The following is a 6070-nucleotide window of genomic DNA, read 5'->3' on the forward strand; positions in this document are numbered from 1 at the left end:
TGAGACGGCCTCATTTTTTTTACGCTTTTATAATATATTTGCAACAGAACCTTCCTTGCAACCCAATATGAATCTTTCTGAATTATTGTCCACAGAACGTCCCATCGGTTCCCGCAACAACCGGGCGCTGAATAGCCTGCTTTATGAAGAGATGGCCCAATTATCCTTCAAGGTTGAAGCGATTCCCATGAAATGCAAAGTCTGGGAATTCGGGCCTTCATCCCTAGAAAGGGGAAGGGTGTCCTTTGATATTTTCCCCGGACCATTTTCCCCGGGTTTTGAGGGTGTGATCCCACAATTGGTACCCCTTGCTTCGGTGGATGACCTGAAAGCAGTTGATATCAAAGAGAAAATGGCCTTGCTGTATGGTGAGATCAGTAAAGAGCCTCTGATGCCCAAAGATTTCCCTTTCTACTTCCCGGAAGAACATAAGGTCATTTACAATTTGCTTGAGAAACAGCAACCATCCTTCATTCTTGCCGCGACTGGCCAGCATCCTGCCTGCGGACTGGATCCATTCCCATTGTTCGAGGACGGGAATTTTTATATTCCCAATGCCTTTATGGATGAAAAATCTGCCCTTGCCCTGCTCTCCCTCAAAGGCCCTGTAAACTTACTGCTCAATTCAGGGGTGCGAAATGCCAGCAGCCAGCAACTGATAGCCAAAAAGGAAGGACAGGGCAAAAAAAAGGTGGTGATCGGTGCCCATATGGATACCAAATACGGCACACCCGGGGCCATCGACAATGGGGCAGGGGTGAAGGCCCTCATTGTGATCATGCGGCTGCTGAGTGACTACCAGGGGAAATTCAGTCTCGAGTTTGTGCCTTTTAACGGCGAGGAGTATTATGGGGCAAGTGGTGAGCTTGCTTATCTCGATCAACAGGAAGTCTCCTACGATCAAATAGCCTTGATGGTTAATCTGGATGGCCTTGGGCATAAAAATGCCAAGGTAGCCGTCTCATATTACAACATCGATGATGAGAAACCCTTCGAAGAGGTCCTCAGCGCCTTTCCAGGGGTCACCAAAGGACCAGCGTGGTATGCCGGGGATCACAGCATGTTCGCTTTTCAGGGCGTGCCCTGTATCGCCCTAACCTCTTCCAACCTTTGGGATGATGTCCTGTCACTGACACACACACCACTGGATACCCCTGAAAATCTTGACATGAGCATAATTATGGAAGCGGCTGAATTTGTAGCCTCAATTGTCAGAAGCTTAAGGCACTGAGCCCTTTCTTCATTACCTTGACACTTGCAATTCAGCCTGTTTTTTCGTATCTTTAAACCTTAAGTACTACCATCCAGAAAGTTAATCTGAATCTATAGTAATGATAGCTTTTCTGGAATGAGTGGTTGAACGGTCAAAAACAGGAGGGACGCATAATGAAAAAATACTCACTTTGGATTCTGGTCATCATGATGGCTGGTTTCACCCTGGCCTGCTCTTCTAAAAAACAGCTTACTGAGCCGGCAACCTCAGGAACCGATGCTGCCCTGGCAGATGCTGATACTGTGGAATATGAACTGTTGATCATGGACCCCGCCTTCGAGACCTGGTTCCTGAGAAACCGTCGCCCTGAAAACTATTACAGCCTTGAGTACCTTGAAAACTGGAACCGTCAGCTGGTGATGCAGTGGAACTCGATGCTGGGGCGTCAGGGCAGGCCCGAATGTATGCCCACGAATTACATCGAATACGACCCCGATGCCTCATACGGGCTTACCCTCAACCATCAACTCTTTTATTATTTCAGCTACGTGCAGCAGCGCTGCCGGATCTTTAGCCCATTTCCCCGGGACTGGTAATGCCTTTTTCTGGCTTTTCAGGCAATCACCCCGCTGCCGATGCTTTCTTCATCTTGGTACCAAGCAAAGAACTGACCTGGGGCCACGGCCCGCTGGGGTTCGTCAAAAATGACATACAGGCCATTTTTGCGGAAAACCAGGGTGGCCATTTTTAAGGCCTGGCGGTAACGGATCCGTGAGGCAAAACGCCCACTCTGCCCAGGATGCAGCCTCAGGTCTTCCCTGATCCAGTGAATGTCTGTCGCGGGAACAAATAAGCCGTATCTCAGCAGCCCAGGATGGTTTTCCCCCAAGCCGGTGTAAATTGTATTTTCAACAGTGTCGGTTCCGATCACGAACATCGGCTTTTCCATCCCACCCACGTTCAGGCCCTTGCGCTGGCCAATGGTGTAATAATGCGCCCCATTGTGTTCCCCGATCTTTTTGCCTATGGCAGCGTTTAATGGAGGCGGAGCCACAATGGCTTCCAGGAAGGCTTCATCCACCGTATCCCAGCTTTCACCTTCAGGTAATGGGGGATTCTCAAGCTTCCGGAAGTCTTCAGCGATAAGGAAAATATCGCCTTTTTTGGGTTTCAGCTGTTGCTGAAGAAACTCAGGAAGGCGAACCTTTCCAATAAAACAAAGTCCCTGGCTGTCCTTTTTTCCGGCGGTGACCAATTCCTGCTCACGGGCAATTTCCCTGGCCTGCTGTTTTTGCAAATGCCCGATAGGAAACACAGCCTTGGCCAGCTGTTCCTGTTTCAGCTGGCAGAGGAAATAGCTCTGGTCTTTGTTTTTGTCGGCGCCTGCCAGCAAGCGGTAAATGGTCTTGCCATTTTCTTCAAACTGGTCTATCTGGCAATAATGTCCCGTAGCCACCATATCTCCGCCAAGTTTCTCGGCGGCTTTCAGGAACAAGTCAAACTTCACCTCACGGTTGCACAGCACGTCGGGATTGGGTGTGCGCCCGGCCTGGTATTCGGCAAACATATAGTCCACGATCCGCTTACGGTATTCCTCACTGAAATCAAGGGTGTAAAAGGGAATGCCCAGTTTCTCGGCCACCATCAGCGCATCGGTGCTGTCTTCCACCCAGGGGCATTCCTTGCTGATCAGCACCGATTCGTCGTGCCAGTTGCGCATGAACACCCCGATCACGTCATAACCCTGCTCTTTAAGCAAATAAGCCGCTACCGAGCTGTCAACACCTCCCGACAGCCCGACGACTACCCTGATATTTTTGTTTTCCTGATTTTCCATTTTAAGCTGTACGCAAACCTTTTTCCATGCCTGAATTAAGGCCGGAAAAGGTCTGCAAAGATAAGCATAAATTTCTACCTGAGCCCCTGAAGGTCAACGGATACATTCATAAGGGACGCTGAGGGGGATCATAAAGCACTTCCAAGTAAACCACTATAACTTTCCGCTGAAGCGCAGGCTGAAACTCCGCTGGGGCTGTATGTCGCCGGGCCGCCCCATATATTCGGTGTTGGTCAGGTTTTTTATCACCATCGAGAGGGTATAGCGATCGGTGACCCTGAAGCCCAGGTTCAGGTCGGCAAGGAAATGGCCGGTATTGTTTTCGAGCCAGTAATCGTAAAAGCCCGGAAGAATGGATTCGCGCGTCAGTTCATTGACAAAAACGTCATCAATGTTCAGCATCTTTGACCGAACCTGTAAATTAAAGCCAAACTCGTAACGCAGATAGCTGGCCGACAGGCCTAATTTGGCCGAATGCTTGCGGCGGTATTTCAGATAAACACCTGAATCCTCGAGGGTATAGGGATTGAATTCCGTGGGAAACATAAAAACATAGCCCCCCTGAATGCTGTAATCGACCCTTCTTAGCCGGGTATTGAACATAAATTCCAGTTCGCTGCCATACACCCTTGAATATTCTGTGTTGTTCGCCTGGAAACCAAAGCCGTATTCCCCCGTGACGGGATCGGGATATACCCCGAACAGGAATTCGATCAGGTCCTTGTTCTGGGTGTAAAACAGGGCAACATCCACAAGGCCGTCCCAATGCTCTGTGAGGATGCCTTGTTTGATTCCCAGTTCTGCGTTCCAGCCCGATTCGGCTTTTAGCCCGGGACTTGGGTAAATCTTCACTGCCCCCAAGGTGGTGGCAGCAAATTTCTCGGCAATGGAGGGGTAGCGGTATCCCTGCCCGAAGGAACCCCTTAAGAAGGCATAATCCGTCAGGCGGTAATTAATCCCTGTTCGGAATAAGGGCACCAACTCGCCATTGGTGCCGTTCAGCCGGTTGAACTCCATCCTGAAGCCTCCCACCAGCTTCAGACGGGGGCTAGGGCTGATGTCGGCCTGCCCGTATGCCGCCAAGTTCTGATATTCGTGATCGCCGTAAAAATTCGACCGGATCTGGTTGCTTTGCTGCACCAGTCCCGCGTTTACATTCATCCAGCGGTTGATGGGATACCACAAAAGATATTCTGAATAAAGCGACTGTGCCTGGCTGTTGGTTTGAGTGCCCTGGGGGAATTCATTTTCCAGGAACTGGTAACGGAGGCGCAGGTCATGCGAAAAGCGCCCTTCGCGTTTCAGGCTAACAAAGGGGTCCAGGATCAATATCCTGGCGTTTAGCCGGTTGGCGGTGCTGCTGTCCTGCACCAACGCCCCTGTGGCCGCATTTTCCCATAACACGAAATCTGTCTTGTTGTTTAGCAGCAAGCTCGAATTTATTCCGTAACTCAGGCCCTGAATTTTCTGGTTATGATGTTTCAGTTGAAGGCTCATCCTGCCCATGGCCTCATCATTGCGCTTGCGGTAGCCCGGGTCGTTCTGCCAAAAGGTTCCGATGCCCAGGTCGGTATGCCCGTATTTTTTCAAGTGTGAAAACGAGAGGTTGCTGAAGACCCTTGGCTCATCCCACCAGACCCAATTTTGTTGTCTGGGCTGGCCATACAATCCTGCTTCGGCAAAGAAGCTGGTACTGCCTGCCACTGTAGCTTCCGCCGTCCTGAAATTGATGATCCCGTTCAGCGCGGAGGATCCGTAAAGGACGGAAGATGCCCCTTTAATAACCTCAATTTGCGAGATGTTTTCCAGGGGCAGTGCCCACCAGCGGATACTCCCTGCATCGGGCGAGACCATCGGCAGGCCATCTTTCAGTGCCAGGACCCTGCTGCCGGCCCCGTAAGAAAACCCGCTTCCCCCGCGAATAGAAGCCTGACCGTCCAGGATTTCAATACCCGGATTTTTGCTCAGCAGTTCAGCAGGGTCGTTGATATGACTTCCCGAGAGGGCAGTGGGCCTGATGATGCTTACTGAAACAGTTGATTCACCGACGCGTTGTTCAACACGCCCGGCACTTACCACCACCTGCTCCATTTCGGTGATTTCAGGTTCAAGCGCAAAATCAAGGTTGATGGATTCGCCGGCTTTCAGGTTGATATGCCGGCTAACCGATCGATAACCGACGTATTAAATGGTCAATGAATAACCTCCGGGGGGCAACTCCAGCTGAAACCGGCCTTCCAGGTTCGTGGAAGTCCCCAGTCCACGCCCGTACAAAACATTGGCGCCTGCAAGCGTTTCCCCGCTACTTCCATCGGAAACGCGGCCCCTGATGGTTCCTGTGGCTTGCCCAAGCACTCCCAACGACCAGAGAAAAAGGGCTGCAAGGATGATGCTTCTGAGCATTATTTTGCTTTGAAAGTCAGCCTGATTAAAAGAGTCTGATTAACATTCTCAGGATCCGGAAAGATCGTCTCCAGTTTAAGGTCTGTCTCGCTTAGCTCAACAATATTAGCCTGAAGCGGTAAGGGAAGGGCCTCGGAGGTAATGACCAGCTGGGTTTCACTGGCTGCAAACCGCCAGGTTCCCGAAAAGGTTCCGAAAGTACCCGTCATATCGGTATTGAATTTTGCATCACCCTGGAATCCTTCCAGCAAGTCACCCGGCCCTGCAGCATTTTGCCCGTTTACCAACAGACTGTCAGAAGCCCATACCGGACCCGTAAGCAGTTCAAAAGGCGTTGGCTCATCATCTTTCTGGCACCCGAATGCAATTATCATCGCTGCTAGCAGTAAAACAATCCCTGTGTATTTCATAGAATTTGTGAATTGGAGTAAAACATAAGTTTAAAGGTATAGTTTATTTCAGAATTAGTCAATGTAAATTTATTTTTCGGCAGGCGCCCATGATAAAGAAAGAAGGTACAATCCTTTCCCTGTATTGTTTTTTCAAAATCAGATTTATATTTTAACCATAGTTTAACCGGTGTTTAACCAATTAAAAACGGTTAAACACCGGTTAAA

General features: G+C 49.9%; 6 protein-coding genes. 2 read left to right on the plus strand and 4 right to left on the minus strand.

Annotated elements, in window-relative coordinates; all coding sequences use genetic code 11:
- The first annotated feature begins 67 nt into the window (after positions 1 to 67).
- Both V2I46_04260 and V2I46_04265 read left to right on the plus strand, forming a co-directional pair.
- The gene (locus V2I46_04260; GenBank protein MEE4176702.1) at positions 68 to 1231 is read left to right on the plus strand and encodes a M28 family metallopeptidase; all 1164 of its coding nucleotides are present in this window, start codon (positions 68 to 70) and stop codon (positions 1229 to 1231) included.
- A gap of 155 nt (positions 1232 to 1386) precedes the next feature.
- Complete coding sequence (locus V2I46_04265) at positions 1387 to 1809, plus strand: DUF6146 family protein (GenBank protein ID MEE4176703.1); 423 nt, start codon at positions 1387 to 1389, stop codon at positions 1807 to 1809.
- Between the two features lie 17 nt (positions 1810 to 1826).
- On the opposite strand, the gene mnmA is transcribed toward V2I46_04265, so the two are convergent.
- The 4 genes from mnmA to V2I46_04285 form a co-directional block, all read right to left on the minus strand.
- Positions 1827 to 3122, minus strand: coding sequence for a tRNA 2-thiouridine(34) synthase MnmA (mnmA, locus tag V2I46_04270; GenBank protein ID MEE4176704.1), 1296 nt, complete (start codon positions 3120 to 3122; stop codon positions 1827 to 1829).
- A gap of 81 nt (positions 3123 to 3203) precedes the next feature.
- A complete protein-coding gene (locus V2I46_04275; protein MEE4176705.1) occupies positions 3204 to 5141 on the minus strand; it encodes a TonB-dependent receptor in 1938 nt (645 codons plus the stop codon).
- Positions 5142 to 5234: 93 nt separating this feature from the next.
- The gene (locus V2I46_04280; protein MEE4176706.1) at positions 5235 to 5453 is read right to left on the minus strand and encodes a carboxypeptidase regulatory-like domain-containing protein; all 219 of its coding nucleotides are present in this window, start codon (positions 5451 to 5453) and stop codon (positions 5235 to 5237) included.
- On the minus strand, positions 5453 to 5863 hold the full coding sequence (locus V2I46_04285; protein ID MEE4176707.1) for a hypothetical protein: 411 nt from the start codon (positions 5861 to 5863) through the stop codon (positions 5453 to 5455). Before V2I46_04285 ends, V2I46_04280 begins: the two co-directional genes overlap by 1 nt.
- Positions 5864 to 6070: the final 207 nt, after the last annotated feature.

This window comes from Bacteroides sp., from assembly GCA_036351255.1.
In the GTDB taxonomy this organism is placed as follows: domain Bacteria; phylum Bacteroidota; class Bacteroidia; order Bacteroidales; family UBA7960; genus UBA7960.

What these genes read in the sequence shown, in the direction of transcription:
- V2I46_04260 (MEE4176702.1), top strand. Translation starts at nt 68, where the DNA reads ATGAATCTTTCTGAATTATTGTCCACAGAACGTCCCATCGGTTCCCGC.
- V2I46_04265 (MEE4176703.1), top strand. Translation starts at nt 1,387, where the DNA reads ATGAAAAAATACTCACTTTGGATTCTGGTCATCATGATGGCTGGTTTC.
- V2I46_04280 (MEE4176706.1), bottom strand. Translation starts at nt 5,453, where the DNA reads ATGCTCAGAAGCATCATCCTTGCAGCCCTTTTTCTCTGGTCGTTGGGA.
- V2I46_04285 (MEE4176707.1), bottom strand. Translation starts at nt 5,863, where the DNA reads ATGAAATACACAGGGATTGTTTTACTGCTAGCAGCGATGATAATTGCA.
- V2I46_04275 (MEE4176705.1), bottom strand. Translation starts at nt 5,141, where the DNA reads ATGGAGCAGGTGGTGGTAAGTGCCGGGCGTGTTGAACAACGCGTCGGT.